General features: G+C 69.5%; 22 protein-coding genes. 10 read left to right on the top strand and 12 right to left on the bottom strand.

Going from position 1 to position 24,615, the window contains the following annotated elements; genetic code table 11:
• Nucleotides 1–31 precede the first annotated feature (31 nt).
• The 6 genes from PWS46_RS01720 to PWS46_RS01695 all read left to right on the top strand — a co-directional run bounded on the left by PWS46_RS01720 (nt 32) and on the right by PWS46_RS01695 (nt 4,205).
• A complete protein-coding gene (locus tag PWS46_RS01720) occupies nt 32–763 on the top strand; it encodes a pyrimidine 5'-nucleotidase (RefSeq protein ID WP_434617239.1) in 732 nt (243 codons plus the stop codon).
• Nucleotides 764–934: 171 nt separating this feature from the next.
• The gene (gene dapD, locus PWS46_RS01715; protein ID WP_434619865.1) at nt 935–1,777 is read left to right on the top strand and encodes a 2,3,4,5-tetrahydropyridine-2,6-dicarboxylate N-succinyltransferase; all 843 of its coding nucleotides are present in this window, start codon (nt 935–937) and stop codon (nt 1,775–1,777) included.
• 84 nt (nt 1,778–1,861) lie between these two features.
• On the top strand, nt 1,862–2,116 hold the full coding sequence (locus tag PWS46_RS01710) for a type II toxin-antitoxin system HicA family toxin (protein ID WP_434617236.1): 255 nt from the start codon (nt 1,862–1,864) through the stop codon (nt 2,114–2,116).
• Entirely contained in the window at nt 2,113–2,439 is a 327-nt protein-coding gene (locus PWS46_RS01705; RefSeq protein WP_434617233.1) for a type II toxin-antitoxin system HicB family antitoxin, read from the top strand. Before PWS46_RS01710 ends, PWS46_RS01705 begins: the two co-directional genes overlap by 4 nt.
• Before the next feature lie 25 nt (nt 2,440–2,464).
• The gene (dapE, locus tag PWS46_RS01700) at nt 2,465–3,613 is read left to right on the top strand and encodes a succinyl-diaminopimelate desuccinylase (protein ID WP_434617230.1); all 1,149 of its coding nucleotides are present in this window, start codon (nt 2,465–2,467) and stop codon (nt 3,611–3,613) included.
• Between the two features lie 22 nt (nt 3,614–3,635).
• Nucleotides 3,636–4,205: a hypothetical protein gene (locus tag PWS46_RS01695; RefSeq protein WP_434617227.1), complete on the top strand. Its 570-nt coding sequence runs from the start codon at nt 3,636–3,638 to the stop codon at nt 4,203–4,205.
• Nucleotides 4,206–4,241: 36 nt separating this feature from the next.
• Here PWS46_RS01695 and cobT read toward each other — a convergent pair whose 3' ends face one another.
• Together cobT and PWS46_RS01685 are read right to left on the bottom strand one after the other, a co-directional pair.
• Nucleotides 4,242–5,267: a nicotinate-nucleotide--dimethylbenzimidazole phosphoribosyltransferase gene (gene cobT / locus PWS46_RS01690; RefSeq protein ID WP_434617224.1), complete on the bottom strand. Its 1,026-nt coding sequence runs from the start codon at nt 5,265–5,267 to the stop codon at nt 4,242–4,244.
• A 114-nt stretch (nt 5,268–5,381) separates the two neighbouring features.
• Nucleotides 5,382–6,428 (bottom strand): transglycosylase SLT domain-containing protein, encoded by a 1,047-nt coding sequence (locus tag PWS46_RS01685; RefSeq protein WP_434617221.1) that lies wholly within the window; start codon nt 6,426–6,428, stop codon nt 5,382–5,384.
• 326 nt (nt 6,429–6,754) lie between these two features.
• On the opposite strand from PWS46_RS01685, the gene PWS46_RS01680 reads away from it, so the two are divergent.
• A complete protein-coding gene (locus PWS46_RS01680) occupies nt 6,755–8,551 on the top strand; it encodes an acyl-CoA dehydrogenase (RefSeq protein WP_434617218.1) in 1,797 nt (598 codons plus the stop codon).
• Between the two features lie 392 nt (nt 8,552–8,943).
• Here PWS46_RS01680 and PWS46_RS01675 read toward each other — a convergent pair whose 3' ends face one another.
• The 10 genes from PWS46_RS01675 to PWS46_RS01630 all read right to left on the bottom strand — a co-directional run bounded on the left by PWS46_RS01675 (nt 8,944) and on the right by PWS46_RS01630 (nt 21,242).
• On the bottom strand, nt 8,944–10,260 hold the full coding sequence (locus PWS46_RS01675; protein ID WP_434617215.1) for a hydroxyacid-oxoacid transhydrogenase: 1,317 nt from the start codon (nt 10,258–10,260) through the stop codon (nt 8,944–8,946).
• A 106-nt stretch (nt 10,261–10,366) separates the two neighbouring features.
• Entirely contained in the window at nt 10,367–13,114 is a 2,748-nt protein-coding gene (locus PWS46_RS01670; RefSeq protein WP_434617212.1) for a DUF2339 domain-containing protein, read from the bottom strand.
• Nucleotides 13,115–13,246: 132 nt separating this feature from the next.
• Nucleotides 13,247–14,002 (bottom strand): DUF72 domain-containing protein, encoded by a 756-nt coding sequence (locus PWS46_RS01665; RefSeq protein WP_434617210.1) that lies wholly within the window; start codon nt 14,000–14,002, stop codon nt 13,247–13,249.
• Complete coding sequence (locus PWS46_RS01660; RefSeq protein ID WP_434617206.1) at nt 14,002–14,994, bottom strand: cation diffusion facilitator family transporter; 993 nt, start codon at nt 14,992–14,994, stop codon at nt 14,002–14,004. Before PWS46_RS01660 ends, PWS46_RS01665 begins: the two co-directional genes overlap by 1 nt.
• Before the next feature lie 224 nt (nt 14,995–15,218).
• Complete coding sequence (pcsA, locus tag PWS46_RS01655; protein WP_149197616.1) at nt 15,219–15,926, bottom strand: phosphatidylcholine synthase; 708 nt, start codon at nt 15,924–15,926, stop codon at nt 15,219–15,221.
• A gap of 194 nt (nt 15,927–16,120) precedes the next feature.
• Nucleotides 16,121–17,446, bottom strand: a complete 1,326-nt coding sequence (glcF, locus tag PWS46_RS01650; protein WP_434617202.1) for a glycolate oxidase subunit GlcF — start codon at nt 17,444–17,446, stop codon at nt 16,121–16,123.
• Nucleotides 17,447–17,463: 17 nt separating this feature from the next.
• Complete coding sequence (locus tag PWS46_RS01645; RefSeq protein ID WP_434617199.1) at nt 17,464–18,750, bottom strand: FAD-binding protein; 1,287 nt, start codon at nt 18,748–18,750, stop codon at nt 17,464–17,466.
• Nucleotides 18,751–18,766: 16 nt separating this feature from the next.
• A complete protein-coding gene (locus PWS46_RS01640; RefSeq protein ID WP_149273097.1) occupies nt 18,767–20,254 on the bottom strand; it encodes an FAD-linked oxidase C-terminal domain-containing protein in 1,488 nt (495 codons plus the stop codon).
• Between the two features lie 222 nt (nt 20,255–20,476).
• Complete coding sequence (ykgO, locus tag PWS46_RS01635) at nt 20,477–20,602, bottom strand: type B 50S ribosomal protein L36 (RefSeq protein WP_012973122.1); 126 nt, start codon at nt 20,600–20,602, stop codon at nt 20,477–20,479.
• A 436-nt stretch (nt 20,603–21,038) separates the two neighbouring features.
• A complete protein-coding gene (locus PWS46_RS01630) occupies nt 21,039–21,242 on the bottom strand; it encodes a hypothetical protein (RefSeq protein WP_434617193.1) in 204 nt (67 codons plus the stop codon).
• A gap of 60 nt (nt 21,243–21,302) precedes the next feature.
• On the opposite strand from PWS46_RS01630, the gene PWS46_RS01625 reads away from it, so the two are divergent.
• From PWS46_RS01625 to PWS46_RS01615, 3 genes are all read left to right on the top strand, one after another.
• On the top strand, nt 21,303–22,271 hold the full coding sequence (locus PWS46_RS01625; protein ID WP_434617190.1) for a tripartite tricarboxylate transporter substrate binding protein: 969 nt from the start codon (nt 21,303–21,305) through the stop codon (nt 22,269–22,271).
• A 97-nt stretch (nt 22,272–22,368) separates the two neighbouring features.
• Nucleotides 22,369–23,100: a response regulator transcription factor gene (locus PWS46_RS01620; RefSeq protein ID WP_434617187.1), complete on the top strand. Its 732-nt coding sequence runs from the start codon at nt 22,369–22,371 to the stop codon at nt 23,098–23,100.
• Nucleotides 23,097–24,521, top strand: a complete 1,425-nt coding sequence (locus PWS46_RS01615) for an ATP-binding protein (protein ID WP_434617184.1) — start codon at nt 23,097–23,099, stop codon at nt 24,519–24,521. The genes PWS46_RS01620 and PWS46_RS01615 overlap by 4 nt, the downstream gene beginning before the upstream one ends.
• Nucleotides 24,522–24,615: the final 94 nt, after the last annotated feature.

Raw genomic sequence — 24,615 nt, 5'->3', positions numbered from 1 at the left:
GGCGGGCCGCCGACGGCCCCATTCTTGGGGCATGACCGTCCCGACCTCCCCCGCCGCTCCGGCGCCCGACTCCCCCACTGGATCCGCCGGCAATCCCCTCGACGCGCTGCGCGACCGCGCCGTGTGGATCTTCGACCTCGACAACACGCTCTACCCGGCGTCCTGCAACCTGTTCGCCCAGGTCGACCGCCGGATCAACGAGTTCATCGCCACCCATTTCAACATCGGCATGGACGAGGCGCGGGTGCGGCAGAAGCATTTCTTCCGCGAATACGGCACCACGCTGCGCGGCCTGATGATGGAGCATGACGTCGATCCGGTCGCCTACATGGACTATGTCCACGACATCGACGTGACCGGCGTCCAGCCCTCCGCCCTGCTGGCCGATGCGCTCGGCCGCCTGCCCGGCCGCAAGATCATCTACACCAACGGCTCGGTCCGTCATGCCGAGAATGTCGCCGGCCGGTTGGGCATCCTCGACCGGTTCGAGGCGGTGTTCGACATCGCCGCCGGTGGTTTCGTGCCGAAGCCCGATCCGCGCCCCTACGCCACGCTGGTGGAACGCCACGGCGTCGACCCGGCCGACGCCTGCATGGTGGAGGACATCGCCCGCAACCTCGCCCCCGCCCACGCACTGGGCATGACCACCGTCTGGGTCCGCGGCGAGAAGGAATACGAGAAGGCCGGTGTCGGCGCCGGCATCCACATCGACCACACGGTCGACGATCTGCCCTCCTGGCTGGCCGCGGTGGCTGGGATTTAGATCGGATCGCGGAGAATCGAAATCGATTTGAAGCGTGAATCCGATCGCCAAACACAAAGTTAGCGCTTTGTCGCAAACCGGCCAATCCCGGCCGCGGGTATGGTTGACAGCGGGCGCGATGCGGCTCCATGGTGCCGTCCCTTGGACAATCGACAGCAGAACGACCGCGCCATGAGCCACGCCAGCCTGCAAGCCACCATCGACGCCGCCTGGGAAAACCGCGCCGATCTCACCACCGCCACCACCGGCCCCGTCCGCGACGCCGTGAACGCGGCGCTGGATGCGCTCGATGCCGGCGACCTGCGCGTCGCGGAGAAGACCGCCGACGGCTGGAAGGTCAACCAGTGGCTGAAGAAGGCGGTGCTGCTGTCCTTCCGCCTGAACGCCAACGAGATGATCCCCGGCGGCCCCGCCGGCTCGTCCTGGTACGACAAGGTGCCGCCGAAGTTCGAAGGCTGGACCGAAGGCCAGTTCCAGAACGCCGGCTTCCGCGCCCTGCCCGGCGCCATCGCCCGCAAGTCGTCCTATGTCGCCCCCGGCGTCATCCTGATGCCCAGCTTCGTCAATGTCGGCGCCTATGTCGACAGCGGCACCATGGTCGACACCTGGGTCACCGTCGGCTCCTGCGCCCAGATCGGCAAGAACGTCCACCTGTCGGGCGGCGTCGGCATCGGCGGCGTGCTGGAGCCGTTGCAGGCCGACCCGGTCATCATCGAGGACAACTGCTTCATCGGCGCCCGTTCGGAGATCGTCGAAGGCGTGATCGTCGAGGAAGGCGCCGTCGTTTCGATGGGCTGCTACATCGGCGCTTCGACCAAGATCATCGACCGCCACACCGGCGAGGTCTTCATGGGCCGCATCCCGGCCTATTCGGTCGTCGTCCCCGGTTCGCTGCCCGGCAAGCCGCTGCCCGACGGCACCCCGGGTCCGAGCCTGTACTGCTGCGTCATCATCAAGCGCGTCGACGAGAAGACCCGCTCGAAGACGGCGATCAACGACCTGCTGCGGGATTGATCGGACAGCCGCAGACAGTTGGGGCGATAGCGCAGGCCGCTATCGCCCTTGCCTTTCCGGCGCCTCCCGCAATACCATCGCCGCATGAACAAGGCTCATCGCGCGACGCTTGCCGCCATTTTCGCGCGGCCGACATCCGCTTCAATCCGCTGGGCGGACATCGAGGCGTTGGTGATGGCGTTGGACGGAGTCGTCGAGGAGCGCGCCGGCAGCCGCGTCTGGATCGAGGTCCGCGACCGCGGCGCGGTCTTCTACCGTCCCCATCCCCGGCCAGAGGCCAAGAAGGGTGCGGTGGACGCGGTGCGCAAGCTGCTGATCAACGCGGGGATCACGCCATGACGATGGAATACAAGGGCTATGTGTCCGGTCCCATCGACTTCGATCCGGAGGACGGGACCTTCTCCGGCACGGTTGCCGGCCTGTCGGACGTCATCCATTTCGAAGGCGGCGGCGCGCAGGATCTGTGGGACAGCTTCCGTGGCAGCATCGACGAATATCTGGCGATCTGCGCCGAGAAAGGCCGCACGCCCGACAAGCCCTTCAGCGGCAAGATGCTGGTGCGCGCCACGCCCGAACTGCATCGGAAGGCTGCCTTGCGCGCCGCCGCGGAAGGCATCAGCCTGAGCCAATGGGTCGCCCGCCAGATCGACGCGGCCCCCTGACCGACAAAGACCAACCGGACAGCCCATGACCATCGACCCCGTCGCCCTCGCCCAGGACCTGATCCGCTGCCCCAGCGTCACGCCGCGCGACGACGGCGCGCTGGGCGTGCTGGAGGCGGCGCTGGCGCCGATGGGTTTCACCTGCCACCGCCTGCGCTTCCAGCAGGAGGGGACGGAGCCGGTGGAGAACCTCTATGCCCGACTCGGCACCGAAGGGCCCAACTTCTGCTTCGCCGGCCACACCGACGTGGTGCCGCCGGGCGACAAGGGCTGGACGGTCGATCCCTTCGCCGGCGAGGTGATGGGCGGGCGCCTGTTCGGCCGCGGCGCGGTGGACATGAAGGGCGCCATCGCCGCCTTCGTCGCCGCCGTATCGCGCCGGCTGCAGGACGGACCGCCCGCCGGTTCGATCAGCCTGCTGATCACCGGTGACGAGGAAGGGGTGGCGATCAACGGCACCCGCAAGGTGCTGGACTGGCTTGCCGAGCGCGGCGAGCGCATCGACGCCTGCGTGGTGGGGGAGCCGACCAACCCCAAGGCGCTGGGCGACATGATCAAGATCGGCCGGCGCGGCAGCCTGAGCGGCTTCCTGACCGTGTTCGGCGCGCAAGGGCACGTCGCCTATCCGCATCTGGCCGACAACCCGCTGCCGCGGCTGGTCCGCATGCTGGCCGCCATCACCGAACACCCGATGGACGAGGGCACGGCGCATTTCCAGCCATCGACCCTGGCGCTGACCACCATCGACGTCGGCAACAAGGCGACCAACGTCATACCGGCGCAGGGCAAGGCGACCTTCAACATCCGCTTCAACGACGCCCACACCCCGGCCGGCATCGAGGCGTGGCTGCGCCGCACCTTCGACGCCGTCGGCGGTGCCTATGAGCTGGAGGTGTATTGCTCCGGCGACAGCTTCGTCACCCCGCCCGGCCCGCTGACCGAACTGGTGGCCGAGGCGGTGGAGGGGGTGACCGGGCGCCGTCCGGAGTATTCGACCACCGGCGGCACGTCGGATGCCCGCTTCATCAAGAATGTCTGCCCGGTGGTGGAGTTCGGGCTGGTCGGCCAGACCATGCACAAGGTGGACGAATATTGCTCGGTGGAGGATCTGCGCCAGCTGACCGCCATCTACGAATCGATCCTGAAGGGCGTGTTCACGCGCCTTGCCGGGTGAAAAGCCTGACCGGGACGCCACGATGCCGCTGACCACCCCCGCCATCCTGTCCGCCCTGACCGGCGCGTGGCGGCTGGCCCGCTTCGACCGGACGGGGATGGAGTTCTTCGATCGCACGCCGGACGGGGCGCTGAACTCCTTCTATGCGGCGCTGGTGGTTCTGCCCGCTTACGCGCTGCTGCTGGCAATCCGGCTGTGGGACCAGTTGGACGGTACGCCGATCCTGCAACTGGTGACGGTGGAGGGCATCGCCTATGTCGTCAGCTGGACCGCCTTCCCGCTGGCCCTTTTCCGCATCGCGTCGCTGATGGGCAAGGAGCAGCTCTATCCCGGCACGCTGACCGCCTACAACTGGTCGGCGGTGGTGCAGATGGCGATCTACCTGCCGACCATCGTGCTGTCCGCCACCGGCCTGCTGCCGTCGGGCGTGTCCGAAGCGCTGGTCTTCGGCGTGATGATGGCGTTGCTGACCTACCAGTGGTTCGTGCTGCGCACCGCCCTGTCGCTGTCGGGTCTGGCCGCCGCCGCGCTGGTGATGCTGGACCTGTTCCTGTCGGCGGCGATCAGTGATCTGGCGGACGGGATGTTGTGAGGGCAAGGACCGCCCTCACACCACATTGACCCACCATCACCCCTGCGTGCTGACGCCCGCATCGGCGAAGGTCGCCATGCCGGCATGGCAGGCGACGGCCGACTTGACGATGTTGATCGCCAGCGCCGCGCCGGATCCCTCGCCCAGGCGCATGCCGAGATCGAGCAGCGGCTCCTTGCCGATGGCCTGCATCAGCCGGGTGTGGCCCGGCTCCACCGAGCGGTGGGCGACCATGCAGTGGTCGAGCGCGCGGCGGTCGGCCTTGTAGAGCACGGCGGCGGCGGCGGTGCAGGCGAAGCCGTCGAGCAGCACCGGAACCCGGGCGACGCGGGCGGCCAGGATGGCGCCGGCGATGGCGGCGAACTCGTAGCCGCCCAGGCAGCGCAGCGCCTCGAACGGGTCGTCCTTCGCCTGCGGGTTGGCGGCGACGCCGGCCTCCACCGCGGCGATCTTGCGGGCGAGCCCCGCATCGTCGATGCCGGTGCCACGGCCGGTCCAGTCGGCCGCCTCGCCACCGAACAGCGCCAGGCAAATCGCGGCCGCCGAGGTCGAGTTGGCGATGCCCATCTCGCCCAGCGCCAGCAGCTGGACGCCCATCTCCACCGCCATCATGCCGTAGGCCATGGTGCGGCAGCATTCCTCTTCACCCATGGCCGGGCCCTGGGTGAAGTCGGCGGTCGGGTTCTCCAAGTCCAGCTCATAGACGCGGAGGTCGGCGTCGGCCACCTCGCAGAGCTGGTTGACCGCGGCGCCGCCATTCTGGAAGTTGGCGACCATCTGCACCGTCACCTCGGCCGGATAGGCCGAGACGCCGCGGGCGGCCACGCCGTGGTTGCCGGCGAAGACGGCGACGCGCGGGCGGCGAACCTCGGCCGGGTGCTGACCCTGCCACGTCGCCATCCACTGCGCGATCTCCTCCAGGCGGCCCAGCGAACCGGCCGGCTTGGTCAGCTGCCGTTCGCGCTGGAGGGCCGCGGTGCCGGCCTCCAGGTCGGGGCCGGGCAGGTTGCGCACGAGCGCGCGGATTTCCTCGAAGGTGACGGCGGGCTGCTGGTTGCTCATGATCGGTCCTGAGGGGTGAGCGCCAAAAAACGGCGCGACCTTGCACCCATCCGGCCGTCAAGTCAAAGCGCCAGCGTAGGGCATTTTGACCCTCCGCCAGTCCGGCAGCCGCGCTCAGGCAGCCTTGGCGACCCCGGCGGTCCCGGCGGCGCCCGCGGTGGCCGAGGCAACCGGCGTCGCCGATTCGGACCCGACGATGCGGCCCAGCCCCAGCCCGAAGCCCATGGCGACGCCGTTGCCGGCCGTCTGGTCGGTGCGTACCGGCTCGTCACGCATGCGGCGGTGGTCCTTGTCGCGCAGCCGGGCCGGACGGCCGCTGACGCTGTCGACCTCGTCGGGGGTTTCCAACGCGTTCAGCGCCAGCACCTGATAGATCGACAGCGGTGTTCCGTTCAGCGACTTGGCCGGCGCCATCGGCACCTGGGTGGTGAAGCCGTCCGGCATGTCCTGCTTGCGCACCGCGTCGTTCACCACCTGGGCCGGGGCGAAGTTGGCCAGCGGGTTCTCCGAGAATTTGGCGGAGAAGCGGTCATAGATCTCCTTCAGCGACTTCGCCTTGCCGGTGGCCTTGTCGTAGAAGACGTTCTTGTTGGCGGCGGCGGCGTCGGGAAAGACGTCGCGGGCGGTGCGGCCGGGGTTCTCCTGCATCGCGTTCAGGAACTTCGACGCGCCGCCGGCCCCGAGGAAATGCGCCAGATACAGCTCGGTCGAGCCGATCTTCCCGTCCACCGTCTCCTCCAGATACTCCTTGTTGTCGCGGGTGTATTCCGCGGCCATCAGGGCCGACGCGGTCGGGTCCTTGCGCAGTTCCAGGATCTCCTTCTTCATCGCCGGATCGGCGACATAGGGCCGGCCGTCGCCGCGGGTCTGGATAGCGTTGGCGTATTTGCCATAGCCATGGTCGGCGCCATGCTCCTTCATCGTCTGCAGCCAGGTGCTGTCGATGAACTGGTAGAGCCCCGTCGCGGACGACGAGGAGGACTTTATGTCCGTGCGGTACCCGCTCTCCACGGCAGCTTTTTCCATGAGGTAGGAAAAATCGACCCCCGTCTTCGCGCTGGCATTGCGCACGGCGGCCTCCACATTGGCCGGGCCGCGGGTGGCGCCGGCGGCCTGGGTGGCTGCGTTGCTGAGGTTGCCGAGTGCGGATGCGTAGGTCATGGGTCGATCCCCGTGTGATGGCCCCGATGGGAGGCAGCCACTCCTATGCAGACGCCGTGCCAATCGTGTGGAGGGTTGATACGATTGCTTCCGGAGCCTAGCCTCAAGATCCCCTCTCCCCCCCGGGGAGAGGGTTAGGGTGAGGGGGAAACGCGGCAGGACCTTCGCAAAAATCCCGAATTGCATCCCCCTCACCCCGACCCTCTCCCCGGGGGGAGAGGGAGATAATTGACGCGGCATCCCGCCCTCTCGCCAAGTGCCATCCGATGCTGTATGTTAACGTATAGGTAAACCAAACAATCCTTCCCTGGGAGATTCGCCCCGCCATGACCTACACCGCTCCGGTCGACGATCTGCGCTTCGTCCTGAACGAGGTGGTCGGCCTCGACGCCATCGCCGCCCTGCCCCATTGCGACAGCGCCGCCCCCGATCTGGTCGACGCCATCCTGGAAGAGGCCGGCAAATTCGCCTCCGGCGTGCTCGCCCCGCTGAACCGGGTGGGCGATAAGGAGGGGGCGAAGCTGGAGAACGGCGTCGTCCGCACCGCCACCGGCTGGAAGGAGGCCTATGGCCAGTTCACCGAGGCCGGCTGGAACAGCCTGCCCTTCGAGCCGGAGTATGGCGGGCAGGGCCTGCCCTGGACGGTCGCCTTCGCGGTCAACGAGATGTGGCAGGCGGCCAACCTGTCCTTCGGCCTGTGCCCGCTGCTGACCCAGGGCGCTGTCGACCTGCTGACGGAGCATGCGAGCGCCGAGCAGAAGGCGGTCTATCTGTCGAAGATGATTTCCGGCGAATGGACCGGGACGATGAACCTGACCGAACCGCAGGCGGGCAGCGACCTTGCCGCGGTGCGAACCAGGGCGGTGCGGGCCGGCGACGGCAGCTATCGCATCACCGGCCAGAAGATTTTCATCACCTACGGCGAGCATGACCTGACGGAGAACATCGTCCATCTGGTTCTGGCCCGCCTGCCCGACGCCCCGGCCGGCATCAAGGGAATCAGCCTGTTCATCGTGCCGAAGTTCCTGCCCAACGCCGACGGCACCCCCGGCCAGCGCAACGACCTGCGCTGCGCCAGCCTGGAGCACAAGCTGGGCATCATGGCCAGCCCGACCGCGGTGATGGCCTATGGCGACGACGAGGGCGCCATCGGCTACCTCGTCGGCGAGGAGAACCGCGGCATCGAATACATGTTCACGATGATGAACAACGCCCGGCTCGGCGTCGGCATCCAGGGCGTCGCGATCGCCGAGCGCGCTTACCAGCAGGCCCGCGACTACGCCAAGACCCGCGTGCAGAGCAAGGATCTGGCCGATCCCAAGGGCTCCGGCGTCGCCATCATCAAGCATCCGGACGTGCGCCGCATGCTGCTGGACATGCGCGCCAAGACCGAGGCGGCGCGCGCGCTGGCGCTCTATGCCGGCACGCAGTTGGACATCTCCCGCCACCACGAGGACGCGGGCGTCCGCGCCGCCGCGACCGCGCGGGTCGATGTGCTGACCCCCATCGTCAAGGCGTGGTCGACCGACATCGGCTGCGAGGTGGCGTCCACCGGCGTGCAGATCCATGGCGGCATGGGCTTCATCGAGGAGACCGGCGCCGCCCAGCATTACCGCGACGCCCGCATCACCCCGATCTATGAGGGCACCAACGGCATCCACGGCAACGACCTGACCTTCCGCAAGACCGGCCGCGACAAGGGCGCGGCGGCGAGAGCCTTCGTCGCCGACATGCGCGCGACGGTGGCGGAACTCGGGTCCGCTCCCGGCGACGACCTCGCGGTGATCCGCACGGAACTGTCGTCCGGGCTGGATGCTCTGGACAAGGCCATCGACTGGATGGTCGCCACCCAGGCGGAGGGCGACCTGCAGGGGGCCGCGGCCGGTGCGGTGGCGTATCTGAAGCTGTGGGGCAGTGTGGCCGGCGGCTGGATGCTGGCGCGCTCGGCGATGAAGGCGATGGAGGGCATGCGCCAGCCCGGCGCCAACGCCTCCTTCCTGGAGACCAAGCTGATCGTCGCGCGCTTCTACGCCGAGCAGGTGCTGGCGACCGCCCCGGCGCTGCTGCCGACCATCGCCAGCGCCCGCAACACGGTGATGGCGCTGAGCGAGGAACAGTTCTGAGGTCGGCACCCCTGTTGTGCGGGGGTGGATGGAACGTTTGAAACACCGTGAAACGGTTTTCCGGACCCTGTTCAATTGTTCCACGTCGTCCGCGCGATGGCGGAGGGGAGCAGTGAACGGGGCGGGAAACCGGGCAACGGGGGGCATGGGGACTCCGCGCGGATATAGGTTGTAATTCCTATATCAGGCCCGTGTCCGGGGCAATCGTGCGCGGGAAAACAGGCGCTATCCCCCTCTCCCCCCCGGGGAGAGGGTTGGGGTGAGGGGAATGCATTGCGTGGCCATTCCGAGGATCCTCGCCATGCGACCCCCTCACCCTAACCCTCTCCCCGGGGGGGAGAGGGGATCTTTCGCGGCTTGGAGAGGGACGGGAGAGGGCTTTATCCACCCGCTCACCAGTAACGCATCGCGTCCGCATACAGCCCGCGCAGGTCGTCCTCCGACACCGGGCGCGGGGCGATGGTCAGCAAGCGTTGCTGCGCAGACGCGCCGCGCACCAGACCCGGAATGTCGGCCTCGCCATAGCCCAGCGCCGACAGGCCGTTCGGCAACCCCGTCGCCCGCATCATCGAGATCAGCCGTGTCGCCAGCAACTCGCCGCCATCCTCCGGCGCGGCGCCGCGCACATCCGCCCCCAGTGCCTCGGCGGCGCGCAGATGGGCCTCGGGGGCGGCCGGGCCGGTGAAGCGGAAGGCGGCGGGGGCGTTCAGGACCACCGAGATGCCGTGCGGCACCATCGGGTCCACCGTCTCGTAGCCGGTCGCGGTGAAGCTGTGGTTCATCCCGGCCACCGAATAGGACATGGCGTGCGGGATGTGGACGCCGGCATTGCCGAAGGCCAGACCGGCCAGCGTCGCCGCGAACATCAGGGCGTCGCGGGCCTCGGCGCAGTCGGGGTCGTTGACCGCCCGTTCCAGCCATTGCCCGCCCAGCCGGATCGCCTGCAGGCTGCCGATGTCCGACCACGGGTTCGCGCCCTGGTAGGGCGGGCGGGCCGTCGGCGACTCAGGGCGCGGGCGGGAGCGGAAGGGGCGCGCGGTGTGGCTCTCGATGGCGTGGGTCAGCACGTCGAAGCCGGTGGCGGCGATGGCGCCGGGCGGCAGGCTGTCGATGGTGCGCGGATCGACGACGGCAAGGCTCGGCCGCAGATAGCGCGACGAGATGCCGGTCTTCACCTGCTTTTCCACATGGTCGAAGATGGCGACCCCGGTGGTCTCGCTGCCGGTGCCGCAGGTGGTCGGGCAGGCGATGTGCGGCTTGACCGGGCCGGGCACCGGGATGCCCTCCCCCAGCGGCTTGTTGACGTAGGCGAGGAAGTCGGCCGGATAGGTGGCGTAGAGGTTCGCCGCCTTGGCGGTGTCGATCACCGATCCGCCGCCGATCGAGACATAGCCGTCGAAGCCGCCGTCCCGCGCGAAATCGGCGGCGTCGAGGAAGGACGCGCTGGTCGGCTCCACCCGGCAGCGGTCATAGACCACCGGATCGACGCCGGCCCGTTTCAGCGAGTCGAGCGCCATGGCGAAGGGGTCGGTTGCGGCAACCCGCGGGTCGGTGAACAGCGCCACCCGCGTCATGCCCAGCGACAGCGCGTCGCCGCCCAGCTCGGCCAGCATGCCGGGGCCGAACTTCATCCGCGCCGCCTCGACGGTGAAGCCCTCCTCGCCGTCGGGCAGGATGGGATAGGCGTTGCCGTGGGTGTCGCTTGCCATATGCGCTGCTCCTCCGGTTGCACGGGCCGGGTTTGCCCCGGCCCATCCTTGCCCGTATGGGAGCGTCCCGCGCCCGGCCTGTCAATGAGTCCGTTGGTCCAACAGATCATTCGCCCGGCGTGGCCGGCGGGGTGGCGGCCGGAGGGACGCCCGGAGTGATGGTTGGGCGCAGCAGCCGCTGATAGAGCCAGCCGGTGCCGACCAGACAGAGGCCGAGGCCGAGGAAGGAGGCGACGCGGTACATCCCCTCCAGGTCGGACATGTCGCTGAGGAACACCTTGGCGACCACCGCCAGCACCAGGACAAGCCCGGCATGGCGCATCCAGCCCCAACCGAAGCGGATGCCCGCCACCAGCATCGCCACCGCGAACAGCAGGAAGCCGGCGGAATAGCTGTACCATTCGGCGTCCGACACCCCATAGCCGGCAAGGACCGGCCCCTGGAAGGCGCGGCGGATCTCCAGCGCCAGATTGGTGGCGATCAGCAGCAGCGGCAGCACCGGCGCGGCACTGCGCAGGGCACGCGACGGCGGCGGGTCGTACCACAGATAGACCAGCCCCAGCACGGCCGGCGCGCCATAAGCCAGCAGCAGCCGATTGACCACCGGCCAGGTGCCGACCCATTCGAAATTCCACAGCGGGTTCAGCGCGGTCAGATGCAGGAAGACGACGTTGAAGGCGGCCAGCAGAACCAGCAGGCGACGGCCCCACACCGCGACGGGCCGCGCGCTCCACCGCCGGTCGGCCGCCAGCAGCAGGGCGAGGCCGAGCCAGGACAGGGTGTGCAGCGACACCTCCGCCAGGGTGGACGGCGCCTCCTCCAGGCTGCCGGACATCCAGCGGTGGATGCCCAGCGACAGCATCAGGGTGGTGAAGATCAGGGCGCCGGCCTCCAGCACCATCACCACCAGATCGTCGCCACCCCGATCTTTTCCTCGGGCATCCGGCGCCGAGCGCATCCAGCGTGCCGCCGCCAGGAAGCCCAGGGCCGGCAGGCCATAGCCGTAGGCGATCCAGCCATAGCCTTCGTAATCCAGCACATACGGGTTGACCGCCAGCCGCACCAGCACCGCGACCGCGACCAGCAAAGTGACGCCGCGCAGCTCGCGCAGATTCAGCTGCCGCTCCAGCCATGCCAGCACCGGCACCTGCATCGCCAGCGCCACGGTCAGCCACGCCTCCTGCAGGACCATGGTGGCGCCGAGCGCGATGGCGCCGGTGGCCCCGGCGGCGAAGGCGGCCAGTCCCAGCGAGGCGCCCGGCCGGTGGCGGTGGCGGGCCAGCGGCGTGGTGGCGCCGACCAGCAGGGCGGCAAGCGCAAGCGCGGCGGCCGGCCAGCCGATTGCGGTCTCCGGCGGCGCCACCACGGCATAGGCCAGCGTCAGCAGGGCCAGCGGCACCAGCGCCGACAGCGACGCCCACAGGGCGGCCCGCCGCGCGTCCCACAGGGCGATGAAGCCGCCGATACCGAACAGCGCGGCGAAGCCACCTGCCACCCACAGGAAATGCGCGACCGCCGCCGGATAGCCGGCAGGATCGACGACGATCAGCGGCTGGCCGTCCGCATTCAGCGGCGGCGGGCTGGCGGGGACATAAGGCAGGCTCCAGGGCGCCAGGGACAGCAGCACGGTCAGCGCGGCGATCCAGGCGACGCCGGCGATCCGCTCCGTCCGCCGGCCGGCGATCATCGCCAGCAGGGCGAACAGGCCGAGCGCGATCAGCGACACCGAGCCGTGGTCGTCGATCCAGGTGACGGCGGCGACCAGCAGGCCGAACAGCCTCATCGCCATCATCGCCAGCCGGTCGGCGGGGTGCCGCTGCTTGCGCCGGATCCAGTCGGGCAATGCCCGGCGCCAGCCGGTGGCGGGGGCGGGCTCGGGCGGCGTCTGGTCCAGCACGCCCAGCACCGCCGGCACCAGGAACAGGGCGGAGGTCAGCAACAGATAGATGCCGGTCGGCAGCGCGTCGCCGCTGCGCCAGGGGTCGATCAGCCAGAGCAGCGGCCACAGCGCCGCACCGGTCAGCGCGCCCCAGCCGAGCCAGCGCCAGCCGCGATACAGCACCACCGCCATCCCGGCCCCGTTAAGCGCCAGCAGATAGGCGAACAGGCCCCAGGCGTCGGGATCGCCCGTCGACACCAGAAGGGGAGAGACATAACCGGCAAGCAGCCCCAGCGCCGCGATGAGCGGCCCCTGCAGCAGCGACAGCCCGATGCCGATCAACGACAGGGCGGCCAGCAGCGCGAAGGCGACCAGCGGGGCGAACAGGCCGAACAGGGCGAAGCCGCCATAGACGCTGATGAAGGCGGTGAACAGGCCGGCGGCGGTCAGGGCCGGCGGCACGTAATCCGGCTGCAGGGCGGCGACGGCGCGCTGCATCGGCCGGCGGCGCAGCCACTCTCCCCCCACCATCAGCGCGAAGCCGGCGAGCAGGCCCAGCGCGACACGCACGCCCGGCCCAAGCCAGCCGTGATCGACCGACAGCTTGATGAAGAAGGCCGCCGCCAGCGCCATGGTGCCGCCGCCGAGCCAGATCAGCCAGCGCGAGGCCAGCGATTCCTCCAGCTCGCGCCAGCCCGACCGCGCCGGGGCCGGTGCGGCGGGCGGTGGTGGCGCCGGCTCTTCCGCTTCGGATGCGAAGACCGGTTCGGCGACCTCCGGCGGGGGAAGCGTTTCGACCTCGGGGACGGCCTCTTCCGCGGGAGCGGCCTCGGCGGCGGAAAGCGGCAAGGCACCGGCCAGCGCCTTGTCCAGCCGGCCGCGCAGTTTGGCGATTTCCGCCTCCTGCGCCTTCAACCGCCGGTCCAGCCGGTGGGTGATGAAGCCGAAGATCAGCAGTAGAACGACGAACTCCATGACCGCACCGCCTGCACGACGTTGCCCCTCTATCGGGGGCGTTTTGCCGCAGCATAGCCTTGCAACATTGCACTGTCTCGGTCGTGCTGGAGGGTCATCCCAATGGAGAGTCCGCCGATAATCGAGGGCGGGTCAGTCCCGGGCGCCGGGCGGTTCCATTCCCAGCCGCGCCATCGTGGCCAGCGCGTCGTCCACCGCGTGGAAGTCGGCGGTGTTGTCGAAGACGCACCAGACCGGCCGCAGCGCCGCCTCCGCCAAAAACCTCCCGGCCAGAGCGTCCAGCACCGCCGGCTGGTAGGCGGAGCGGTAGATCACCGGCGACCCGTGCAGCCGCCAATAGCGCAGCCCGTCCCAGCCGCCCGGCTCGCCGGCCCCCGGCACCGGGGCGGGATCGGCGGCGACGCGGGCGACACGGTGGTCGGCCAGCAGCGCCTCGCCGGCGTCGGTGAACCAGGAGGCGTGGCGCGGCTCGCACACCACGTCGCCGTCGAAGCGGGCGCGCAGCAGCGCGAAGAAATCCTCCACCACCCCACGGTCGAACCGCAGGCTGGGCGGCAGTTGGACCAGCAGCGGGCCGAAGCGGTCGCCCAGCATCCCCGCCTCCGCCAGGAAGCGGTCCAGCGCCGCGCCGCTGCCGGCCAGCCGGGCCTCGTGGCTGATCGCCTTGGGCAGCTTCACCGCGAAGCGGAATCCCAGCGGGGTGGAGGCCGCCCAGCGCGCCCAGGTCTCCGGCTTGTGCGGGCGGTAGAAGCTGCTGTTCACCTCGGTCATCGGCATGACACGGGCGGTGCGTTCCAGATGGGTGCCCTCCACCGGAAAGGCCGGGGCCGAGAGCTTGGGGATGCCCCAGCCGGCAGTGCCGATGCGGATCGGGTGGGCCGCCGTCATCACTCGGCGGGAAGCCCCTGCCCGCCCTGGACCACCGGGGCGGCTCCGTCACCCTCCTGCCTACCATCCTCTTGCCGGCCGCGGCGGGCGCGCAGCGATTCGGCCTCGACGAAGATGCGGCGGACGACCGGGTATTGGCTGCGGATGCGGCTTTCCAGCGTGCAGACGGCGTCCTCGACCTCGCGGGCGTTCAGGCTGTCCTGGAACTCCACCGACAGGTTCAGCAGCACGTCGTCGGGGCCCATATGCATGGTCAGCACGTCGAGCGGGCGCTTCACCCGCGCCTCCTCGCCGACGATGCGGCGGATGCCGTCGACGATGCGGCGGTCGGCCGACTCGCCGATCAGCAGCCCCTTGGACTCGTAGGCCAGAAGGGCCGCGACGATGGCCAGCACGACGCCGATGGCGATGGAGGCATAGGCGTCGTAAATGGGATTGCCGGTCGCCTCGCCGAGATAGAGGCCGATGCCGGCGATCAGCAGGCCGATCAGCGCCGCCGTATCCTCCAGCAGCACGACGAAGACCGACGGGTTCTTCGACCGGTGGAGCGCCGACAGGATGCCGACGCCGTTCTGGGTGCGGCGGAACTCGCGCAGCGCGACGAACCAGGAGAAGCCCTCGAACAGCACGGCGAAGCCCAGCACGGCGAAATTCACCCAGGGGCTGTCCACCGGCTCCGGGTTGGACAGGGCGTGCCAGCCGTCATAGACGGACAGGCCGGCGCCGATGCCGAACAGCAGCACGGCGACCACGAAGGACCAGAAATAGACCTCGCGCCCATGGCCGAAAGGATGCTGCGGCGTCGGCGGACGGCGGGCGCGGCGGATGCCGTAGAGCAGCAGCAGCTGGTTGCCGCTGTCGACGACGGAATGGATCGCCTCGCTGAACATGGCGGCGCTGCCGGTCATCGCGCTGGCGACGAACTTGGTCAGCGCGATCATCAGATTGCCGCCGAGCGCTGCGAGCACGACCTTGGTGGAGCCTTCGGCCAAAGCGGGAACCCTTTGCTGGAGCGGATGCCGGACTGCGCAAGTGCAACGTCCGCCGGCCGCCCCGGTTCCCTGAGATTCCCCTCTCCCCCCCGGGGAGAGGGTTAGGGTGAGGGGGATGCATGGCGGGGATCAGTCAGAATGCCGGCGCTCCGGATTCCCGATACAGCCACGCCGCGGTTCCCCCTCACCCCGACCCTCTCCCCGGGGGGGAGAGGGAGATTTCATCAGGGACCGCGCAGGGTCCGCCAAGCGCAGACCGCGGCGTAATAGACCGAGGTCGCCAGCCACAGGCCGAACAGCCAGCCCGGCCGCGCCGGCCAGATCACCACCAGCGCGATGCAGCAGAGCAGCCAGACCGTGGTGACCGCGATGTTCAGCGGCATCAACGCCTTGACGCGGAAGGGATGCAGGAACTTGACCGTGGTGAAGGTCAGCAGCCCCAGAACCACCACCACCGCCGCGTTGAACCAGGGGCTGAGGTCGAGCAGCCAGAAATAGAGCGCCACCACGTTCCAGATCGCCGGGAAGCCGACGAAATAATTGTCGCCGCTCTTCATCCCGACATTGGCGAAGCAATAGAGCGCGGTCAGCAGGATCCAGGCGGCCAGCGCGATGCTGATCAGCCCCTCTGGCAGCAGGCCGAAGCGGTGCATGAAAACCGCCGGCACCACGACATAGGTCAGGTAGTCGATCACGAGGTCGAGCGCCGACCCGTCGATGCCCGGCAGCACCTGCTTGACCGAAACGCGGCGGGCCAGCGTGCCGTCGACGCCGTCGACGACCAGCGCGATGCCCAGCCACATCAGGCACAGCTTGGCGTCGCCCGCCGCCGCCGCCAGCAGGCCGAGCAGCCCCAGCACGGCGCCGCTGGCCGTGAAGATGTGAACACCCCAGGCCGACAGGCGTTGGGTGATTCCGTAGGCGGCGCTCATCGGGACGTTTTCCGTGGGTGGCAAGGACAAGGGGCTGACCTGAACGGGGCGGGGCGGGGCTGGGAGGATGGGCGGAGAAGCGGGCGGATTTTCTGACACAGATGAACGCAGATAAACACAGAATTGTGGGGGTAAGGAACCCCCCGGCACCGCCTACGCCACCGCCTCCCCTGCCTCGTCTCTTGCCCCGCCCCTCAGGCCGCCCGCGCCCCGCCCTGCCGGAAGGCGGCGCGGCCGGCCAGCGCGTCGGGCATCGGGCCGCCGGTCGCCCAGTCCAGCAATTCCACCGTATGGACCACCGGCAGGCCGGTGCCCGATGCGATCTGGGTGATGCAGCCGAGGTTGCCGGCCGCCACCGCCTGGGCCTGCGTGCTTTCGATGGCGGCGACCTTGCGGTTGCGCAACTCCCCCGCCAATTCGGGCTGCAGCATGTTGTAGGTGCCGGCCGACCCGCAGCAGAGATGGGCGTCCGGGATTTCCTTCACCAGGAATCCGGCGGCGCGCAGCAGGGCCCGCGGCGGCTCCTTGATGCGCTGGCCGTGCTGCATCGAACAGGCGGAATGGTAGGCGACGGCCTGCCCCGTCTCCACCACCGGCCGGGACAGCCCGATCTCGTCCATCAGTTCGGTGACATCCCTGGCCAGCGACGCCACCCGCGCCGCCTTGGCGGCATAGGCGGAGTCCTCGCGGAACATGTGGCCGTAGTCCTTGACGCTGGTGCCGCAGCCGGACGCGTTGATGACGATGGCGTCGAGCCCCTCGCCCTCGATCTCCTTCGTCCAGGCGTCGATGGTCTTCTTCGCGGCGGCGTGGGCGAGGTCCTCCTTGCCCATGTGGTGCGTCAAGGCGCCGCAGCAGTCGGCGCCCTTCGACACCACCACCTCGACGCCGTGGCGGGTCAGCAGGCGGATGGTCGCCTCGTTGATCTGCGGCGCCAGCACCTGCTGGGCGCAGCCGATCAGCAGCGCCACACGCTTCCTGCGCGGCCCTTCCGCCGGATGGACGCCCGGCCGGTCGCTGTAGCTCGGCGCCGGGACGCTGGCCGGGGTCAGCGCCAGCATGGCGGACAGGCGCTTGGGCAGCAGGACGCGGAACGGCCGGCCGAGCGAGGCGCCGAGCAGGGCCATCCGGAACAGCCGCGGATTGGGCAGCACCCGCGCCAGCAGGTCGCGCACCGCCCGGTCGGCCGGCGGGCGGCTGTGCGTCGCCTCGATATGGGCGCGGGCGTGATCGACCAGATGCATGTAATGGACGCCCGACGGGCAGGTCGTCATGCAGGACAGGCAGGACAGGCAGCGGTCGATGTGCTTGACCGTCGTGTCGGGCGGCGGGCCGCCCTTCTCCAGCATGTCCTTGATCTGGTAGATGCGGCCGCGCGGGCTGTCCAGTTCGTCACCCAGGATGGTGTAGGTCGGACAGGTTGCGGTGCAGAAGCCGCAATGCACGCATTTGCGCAGGATCTGGTCCGATTCGCGGATCGCGGCATCGGCCAGTTGGGCCAGCGAGAAGTTCGTTTGCATCGAGGTCGGTCTTCCCGTTACAGCCCCGCATACATGCGGCCGGGGTTGAGGATGCCCTTGGGGTCGAAGCTCTCCTTGACCCGGCGGCTGAGCGCCATCAGCGGCTCGGGCAAGGGCTGGAACACATCGCTTGCCGCACGCACCGCCTCCGGCGCCCGCACCAGCGTGGCATGGCCGCCGGCGGAGAGGGCGCCGCGGATGGTTGCAGCCGAGTCGGAGGGTGCTGCCAGCCAGACCAGCCCACCGCCCCAGTCGTAGAAGGCTTCCACGTCGAGCGTGCGGCGGATGGTGTCCACCGTGGAGGGGCCGGCGGAGGGGGGGACGGAGAGTTTCCAGAGGTGAGTGTCGCTGCGATTGCCCCCACCCCGACCCTCCCCCGCTGGGCAGGGGAGGGAGTCAGGCATCGAAGCGGCGGAGTCCCCTCCCCCGCCCAGCGGGGGAGGGTTAGGGTGGGGGTCCGTGTCAACACCCAACCCCACCCCGTCCCTCACCTCGCGCCAAAGCACCAGCGACAGGTCGCGCCCCAGCACGGCGTCGGCCCGCAATTCCTCGCGCAGCATGGTAACGCGCGCGGCGACCGATGGGCCGAATCCCTCCAGACGCACAAGCGTCACCGCCCCGCCCGCCCCCGCCACGTCGAACACGCCCGACCGCGCCGCGATGGACGCCGGCAGATGGGCGGCTCCCGACACCTCGTAGGGGCTGCGCAGCGCGCGGTCGAGCATCGCCACCGCCGCCGCGTCGTCCAGACCGAACAGCAGCAGCGTCGCGGTGTCCTCCGGCGCCGGCAGCACCTTCACCGTGATCTCGGTCAGCGCGGTCAGCGTGCCGAAGGAGCCCGCCATCAGCTTGGGCACGTCATAGCCGGTGACGTTCTTCACCACCTTGCCGCCGCCCTTGTAGGCTTCGGCCCGGCCGCTGACCCCGGCGATCCCCAGCGTGTGGTCGCGGACGGAGCCGGCGGAGATGCGGCGCGGCCCGGCCAGACCGCTGGCGACCAGCCCGCCCAGGGTCCCGCCCTCCGGCGGCTCGAAGGCCAGATGCTGCCCGCGGTCGGCCAGCATGCCGCGGATCAGGTCCATCGGCGTGCCGGCCAGCGCGGTCAGCACCAGCTCTTCCGGTTCATAGGCGATGACGCCCGACAGGCCGGACAGGTCGAGCGCGTGGCCGGCCTGCACCGGGCGGCCAAGCCCACGGCGGCTGCCGCTGCCCAGGATCTCCAGCGGTTCGCCGGCCGACAGCGCCCAGCGCACCGCGTCGGTCACCTGCGCGGCGGTTTCCGGCTTCAATGTGGTGATGGTCATGGCGGTGGGCTGCCCCTTAGAAGCGCGGAATGTCGGGGAAGCGCAGCTCCCCCTGGTGGACGTGCAGCCGGCCAAGCTCGGCGCAGCGGTGCAGCGTGGGAAAGACCTTGCCGGGGTTCAGCAGACCGTCGGGGTCGAAGGCGCATTTCAGCCGCTGCTGCTGCTGAAGGTCGGCCTCGTCGAACTGGTCGGTCATCAGGTCGCGCTTCTCGACGCCCACCCCATGCTCGCCGGTCAGCACGCCGCCGACCTCGACGCACAGGCGCAGGATGTCGTTGCCGAACTCCTCCGCCGCCTCCAGCTCGCCCGGCTTGTTGGCATCGTAGAGGATCAGCGGGTGCAGGTTGCCGTCACCGGCATGGAAGACGTTGGCGACGCGCAGGCCGCAGCGGTCGGACATCTCCTGCATCCGTTGCAGCACCAGCGGCAGCGCCTTGCGCGGGATGGTGCCGTCCATGCAGTAGTAATCGGGGCTGATCCGCCCCACCGCCGGGAAGGCGGCCTTGCGCCCGGCCCAGAAGGCCAGCCGCTCCTCCTCGCTCTTTGACACGCGGGCGTAGCAGGCGCCCTTGTCGCGGGCGATGGCCTCCACCCGGTCGATCAGGTGGTCGACTTCCGCCGCCGGCCCGTCCAGCTCGACGATCAGCAGCGCCTCGACGTCCAGCGGATAGCCGGCATGGACGAAGGCCTCCGCCGCGTGGATGGCGGGGCGGTCCATCATCTCCATGCCGCCGGGGATGATGCCGGCGGCGATAATGGCGGCCACGCAGTCGCCGCCCTGTTCGCTGGTCGGAAAGCCGAGCAGCACGGCGCGGGCGGTCGCCGGCTTCTTCAGGATGCGCACCGTGACCTCGGTCACCACGCCCAGCAGCCCCTCCGACCCGGTGATGATCCCCATCAGGTCGTAGCCCCCGGCGTCCAGGTGCTTGCCGCCCAGCCGGATGATCGTGCCGTCGATCAGCACCATCTCCAGCCCCAGCACATTGTTGGTGGTCAGCCCGTATTTCAGGCAGTGCACGCCGCCGGAATTCTCGGCGATGTTGCCGCCGATGGTGCAGGCGATCTGGCTGGACGGATCGGGGGCGTAATAGAAGCCCTCATGCGCGACCGCGTTGGAGATGCCGAGATTGGTCACCCCCGGCTGCACGGTGACGCAGCGATTCGCATAGTCGATGTCGAGGATGCGCTTGAACTTGCCCATCCCCAGCAGCACGCCGTCGGCCAGCGGCAGCGCCCCGCCCGACAGCGAGGTGCCGGCGCCGCGCGGCACCACCTTCACCCCCATCGCCTTGCAGGCCTTCAGGACCTGCGACACCTGCTCCACCGTGCTGGGCAGAACGGCGACCATCGGCAGTTGGCGGAAGGCGGTCAGCCCGTCGCATTCATAGGCGCGCAGCTCGTTCTCGTCGACGATAACGCCTTCGCCCGGAACGATGGCGCGCAGCGCCTCCACGATCTCCCGGCGGCGGGCGATGATCCCGCTGTCCGGCACCGGCATCTTCATGGCGGGCGGTCCTTATCCCGTTGCGGCGAACTCGTCCGCCACACGTACCATTCGCCGCGATCCCAAGACAAGCCGATGCAGTTCCCGATTCCGGAGGTCCCGATGCCGAAGCCCCAAAACGCAAGAGCCGCACCCGAAGGCGCGGCTCTTGCGTAAACACCCGATGACGGAGAGGCTGGGCGCGATGCCCGGCCTCGCAGTCGATCGATCCTTGCGGATCGATCAGCCCTGGCGGGCCTTGAAACGGGGGTTCTGCTTGTTGATGACGTAGACGCGGCCCTTGCGGCGGATCACGCGGCAGGCCTTATGGCGCGTCTTCATCGACTTCAGGGAGTTGACGATTTTCATGATGCTGTTCCTGAACGCTCGGCGGCTCGATTGAAGGCGCGCACCATAGTGCGGTGCCCACCAACTGTCAACGCCCGGGAATCGGCCGGAATGCCGTCCTTTTCCATCGGTTCGCCGCCACCCGTTCGGCCCCCCTTCCGCCGGCCGCGGCCCGTCCGGCACGACGGCCGCGAGTACCGGTGAATGCATCGCCTATCACGGGCCGATAAAGATTTCATCTCCTTCGCGAATAAAGGGAAAAACCCCAGCCGCAAGGCGTCAAAGCATATCGGACGGCTGCAACTCCGCGTTAAGGGCCGTCGGCGGCCGGGTGGCGGAAGACGACTGTCCGCCGACGATTCTCGACTTCGGGCGGCCGGTAGCGGGAAAGCAAAATATTCGGACTTCACCGGCATATCCGCAGTACATATTTGGAAGACCTTGTCCCAACCATCAATCATTCCCGAACTTCTGCGGTGTATTGACGCGATGTCGCAAAACCATATGCTTCAGCATTGAAGGATTGTTCTTGCTGATTTAGGAACAATCCCAGATATTCCGCGGCAGCCGGACCGTCGCCATGCGCGATTACAGCGAACCCGCCGGAATGGCTGCCGTTTTGCGCCGAATCGGCCCGGATGCACCCCTTGCCGCCCGGCAAGACGCCTCCGGCCCGCCAGCGTGGCGCATCGCAGCGCGGCGCATCGTCTAAGGGGGGACCATGACGTTCTGGAAAGCTCTGACCCTGGCATCCGTGGCCGGCGCCCTGTTCCTGTCGGCGACGCATGCCCGGGCGGCCTATCCGGAGAGGCCGGTCACGATGATCGTCGCATTCGGCACGGGCGGCGGCACCGACCTGCTGGTCCGTGCGCTGGCGCCCATCCTGGAAAAGCATCTGGGCAACGGCGCCCGGATCGAGGTGGTGAACAAGCCCGGCGCCGGCGGCGAGATCGGCTTCGCCGCCATCGCCGACGCGACCCCCGACGGCTACACCATCGGCGCCATCAACTCGCCCAACGTCAACGCCATCCCGATCGAGCGTCAGGCCCGCTATTCGCTGGACCGGCTCGACCCGCTCTACAATCTGGTGGACGATCCCGGCGCCTTCGCCGTCCATCAGGACAGCCCGTTCCACTCGCTGGCCGACGTCGCCGCCTTCGCCAGGGTCAACCCCGACAGCGTGACGGTCGGCACCACCGGCATCGGCTCCGACGACCATCTGGCAATGCTGATGTTCCAGCGTCAGGCCGGCGTGACCTTCACCCATGTGCCCTTCCAGGGCTCCGCCGCCAACGAGGCGGCGCTGGCCAACAAGAAGATCATGCTGAGCGCCGTGAATGTCGGCGAGGCGATGCAATACAAGAGGAAGGACCGCATCCGCATCCTGGGCGTGATGACCGAGCGGCGGCAACCGCAGGCGCCGGACATTCCCACCTTCACGGAGCAGGGCTTTCCCACGCTGATGTCGTCGCTGCGCGGCATCGCCGCCCCGCGGGGCCTGCCGCCCGACGTGCGGGCGAAGCTGATCGACGCGCTGGCCGGCGCCACCAGGGATCCGGCTTTCCAGGCCAGGATGACGGAGCTGTATCAGCCTCTCCGCCTGCTGCCTCCCGACCAGTACGCCGCCGAACTGGCCCGGTCGACCAAGGCCCTGCGCGGGCTGTGGGCCACCGCGCCCTGGCTGAGGTGAAGCCCGCCCCGCCCCCATCCCGCCCTGCTTGCAGTCGCCGGACAAAAGGCGGAGAGTCGCGGCCACCGCACCCCGCCCACGGCTCCGGACCTTTCCCTTGCGGCTGCTGCTGATCGAAGACAACCGCCGGCTGGCGTCCCTGACCGCCGAGGGGCTGCGCAAGGCCGGATTCGCCGTCGACCTCGTCCATAGCGCGGAGGATGCGTCGGCCGCCCTGGCGGTCGCCGGGTTCGACGCCGTCCTGCTCGACCTCGGCCTGCCGGATGCCGACGGGCTGACGCTGCTGTCGGCGCTGCGGGCGCGGGCCGACACCACCCCGGTGCTGATCCTGACCGCCCGCGACGGGGTGGACGACCGGGTCCGGGGCCTGAACCTGGGGGCCGACGACTATCTGCTGAAGCCCTTCGCGCTGGAGGAGCTGGTGGCCCGCATCCGCGCCCTGCTGCGGCGGCCGGGGGCGGCGCTGGGCATGGTGCTGCAGCAGGGGAACGTCGCCTTCGATTCGGCTGCCCGGCTGGCGACCGTCGCCGGCCGGCCGCTGGACCTCAGCCGGCGCGAGCTGGACGCGCTGGAACTGCTGCTGCGCCGTGCCGGCCGGGTGGTGTCGAAGGCGGCGCTGGAAAACGGCCTCTACGGCTTCGGCGACGAGGTCGGGTCGAACGCGGTCGAGGTGCTGATCCACCGGCTGCGCAAGCGGCTGCAGGCGGCCGGCGCGACGGCCGGCGTCCAGACGTTGCGCGGCATCGGCTATATCCTGACCGAAACCCCGGCGGAGGCCGGCGGGGAAAACGGGAGTGGGGAGAGCGGCGGCGGGGAGAACGGTGAATGAGCGCCGAAGCGAAGGCCGGCCGCCCGCCGTCCCTGCTGGCGGCCATCGCGCGCTGGCTGGTGCTGGTCACGCTGCTGGCGGTCGCGACCACCGCGCTGCTGCTCTATGTCGAGTTCAAGGGCACCCACGACCGCATGCGCCAGCGCACCCTGTCAGGCGTCGCCCGCGTGATCGAGAAGGCGGTTCGCGGGCCAAACGACGGGTTGAACACCGAGCTGCCTGAGTCGGTGCGGGCGATGCTGCGGGTGAACGCCGCCTCCTTCGCCGTGGTCGACGGGGACGGCCGGCTGCTGCTCGGCTCCGACGGGGTGGACGGCCCGCTCGACCCCGGCGCGGCGGATCGGCCGCACACCGTCTTCCGCGTGCCGGCACAGAGTGGCGAACCGCCGCTCTACGGGCTCAGCCACCGCATCACCGTCGGCGGCCGGCCCTATTGGATCCAGGTGGCCTCCGGCGAGGAGGAACTGCACATCGAATGGCTGCTGGAGGAGTTCGTCGAGCATTTCGGCTGGATCTGGCTGCCCTTCGCCCTGGTGCTGATCCTGGTCAACCTCGTCATCATCCATCGCGGGCTGCGCCCCCTGCGCCGCGCCTCGGCCCGCGCCGCCGAGATCGGGCCGGACAGCGTGTCGGAACGGCTGCCGGAACAGGACATGCCGCGCGAGGTGCTGCCGCTGGTCCGCGCGGTCAACCAGGCGCTGGACCGTCTGGAGGCCGGATACGAGGCCCAGCGCGGCTTCATCGCCGACGCCGCGCACGAGCTGCGCACGCCGCTGGCGGTGCTGGACGCCCATCTGGCGCTGATCGGCAGCCCCGGCGCCCCGATCCGCGAGGATGTCGCCGGCATGGCCCGGCTGGTCGACCAGCTGCTCGATCTCGCCCGGCTGGACGCCCTGCGCATCGCCCCCGACGACACGGTCGATCTGGCCCGGCTGGCGGTGGAGGTCTCGGCCCATCTCGCTCCGCTGGCGCTCGGGCAGGGGCGGCTGATCGAGGTGGTCGGCGACGACCGGCCGCTTCCGGTGCGCGGCGCCCATGATCCGCTGTTCCGCGCCCTGCGCAATCTGGTGGAGAACGCCGTCTGCCACGCCCCTGCCGGCAGCACGGTCAGCGTGGAGCTGGCGGTATCGGCAGCGGGAGAGCCGCTGCTGCGGGTGATCGACCGCGGCCCCGGCATTCCGCCGGACCTGCGCGCCCATGTGTTCGAACGCTTCTGGCAGGGTGGCCGCGACCGCGCCGACGGCGCCAAGGGCGCCGGATTGGGCCTGTCCATCGTCGCCCGCACCATGGCGGCGCATGGCGGCGGCGTGTCGGTCGAGGACACCCCCGGCGGCGGCGCCAGCTTCACCCTGCACTTTCCGCCTATGCAGCGGCGAACCGACGCAGGACGGCCGATCCCGGCTGTCTCCGGCGCCCCGTAAGCCACATGTAAGCTTGGCAGGATAGACCGGTGGGGACTGTCCCTCCCCGGGCCGCACCGGCGTGACCGGTGCCCGGCCCCAACCGCTCCTGCCA

Origin of the sequence: Azospirillum sp. B2RO_4 (assembly GCF_051124815.1) — a bacterium.
Lineage (GTDB): Bacteria > Pseudomonadota > Alphaproteobacteria > Azospirillales > Azospirillaceae > Azospirillum.
This window is presented reverse-complemented; position numbering and strand designations above follow the sequence as displayed.

What these genes read in the sequence shown, in the direction of transcription:
- ykgO (WP_012973122.1), bottom strand. Translation starts at nt 20,602, where the DNA reads ATGAAAATCGTCAACTCCCTGAAGTCGATGAAGACGCGCCATAAGGCC.
- dapE (WP_434617230.1), top strand. Translation starts at nt 2,465, where the DNA reads ATGACCATCGACCCCGTCGCCCTCGCCCAGGACCTGATCCGCTGCCCC.
- PWS46_RS01710 (WP_434617236.1), top strand. Translation starts at nt 1,862, where the DNA reads ATGAACAAGGCTCATCGCGCGACGCTTGCCGCCATTTTCGCGCGGCCG.
- dapD (WP_434619865.1), top strand. Translation starts at nt 935, where the DNA reads ATGAGCCACGCCAGCCTGCAAGCCACCATCGACGCCGCCTGGGAAAAC.
- PWS46_RS01685 (WP_434617221.1), bottom strand. Translation starts at nt 6,428, where the DNA reads ATGACCTACGCATCCGCACTCGGCAACCTCAGCAACGCAGCCACCCAG.
- cobT (WP_434617224.1), bottom strand. Translation starts at nt 5,267, where the DNA reads ATGAGCAACCAGCAGCCCGCCGTCACCTTCGAGGAAATCCGCGCGCTC.
- PWS46_RS01720 (WP_434617239.1), top strand. Translation starts at nt 32, where the DNA reads ATGACCGTCCCGACCTCCCCCGCCGCTCCGGCGCCCGACTCCCCCACT.
- PWS46_RS01645 (WP_434617199.1), bottom strand. Translation starts at nt 18,750, where the DNA reads ATGACCATCACCACATTGAAGCCGGAAACCGCCGCGCAGGTGACCGAC.
- glcF (WP_434617202.1), bottom strand. Translation starts at nt 17,446, where the DNA reads ATGCAAACGAACTTCTCGCTGGCCCAACTGGCCGATGCCGCGATCCGC.
- PWS46_RS01640 (WP_149273097.1), bottom strand. Translation starts at nt 20,254, where the DNA reads ATGAAGATGCCGGTGCCGGACAGCGGGATCATCGCCCGCCGCCGGGAG.
- pcsA (WP_149197616.1), bottom strand. Translation starts at nt 15,926, where the DNA reads ATGAGCGCCGCCTACGGAATCACCCAACGCCTGTCGGCCTGGGGTGTT.
- PWS46_RS01665 (WP_434617210.1), bottom strand. Translation starts at nt 14,002, where the DNA reads ATGACGGCGGCCCACCCGATCCGCATCGGCACTGCCGGCTGGGGCATC.
- PWS46_RS01675 (WP_434617215.1), bottom strand. Translation starts at nt 10,260, where the DNA reads ATGGCAAGCGACACCCACGGCAACGCCTATCCCATCCTGCCCGACGGC.
- PWS46_RS01680 (WP_434617218.1), top strand. Translation starts at nt 6,755, where the DNA reads ATGACCTACACCGCTCCGGTCGACGATCTGCGCTTCGTCCTGAACGAG.
- PWS46_RS01615 (WP_434617184.1), top strand. Translation starts at nt 23,097, where the DNA reads ATGAGCGCCGAAGCGAAGGCCGGCCGCCCGCCGTCCCTGCTGGCGGCC.
- PWS46_RS01625 (WP_434617190.1), top strand. Translation starts at nt 21,303, where the DNA reads ATGACGTTCTGGAAAGCTCTGACCCTGGCATCCGTGGCCGGCGCCCTG.
- PWS46_RS01670 (WP_434617212.1), bottom strand. Translation starts at nt 13,114, where the DNA reads ATGGAGTTCGTCGTTCTACTGCTGATCTTCGGCTTCATCACCCACCGG.
- PWS46_RS01695 (WP_434617227.1), top strand. Translation starts at nt 3,636, where the DNA reads ATGCCGCTGACCACCCCCGCCATCCTGTCCGCCCTGACCGGCGCGTGG.
- PWS46_RS01705 (WP_434617233.1), top strand. Translation starts at nt 2,113, where the DNA reads ATGACGATGGAATACAAGGGCTATGTGTCCGGTCCCATCGACTTCGAT.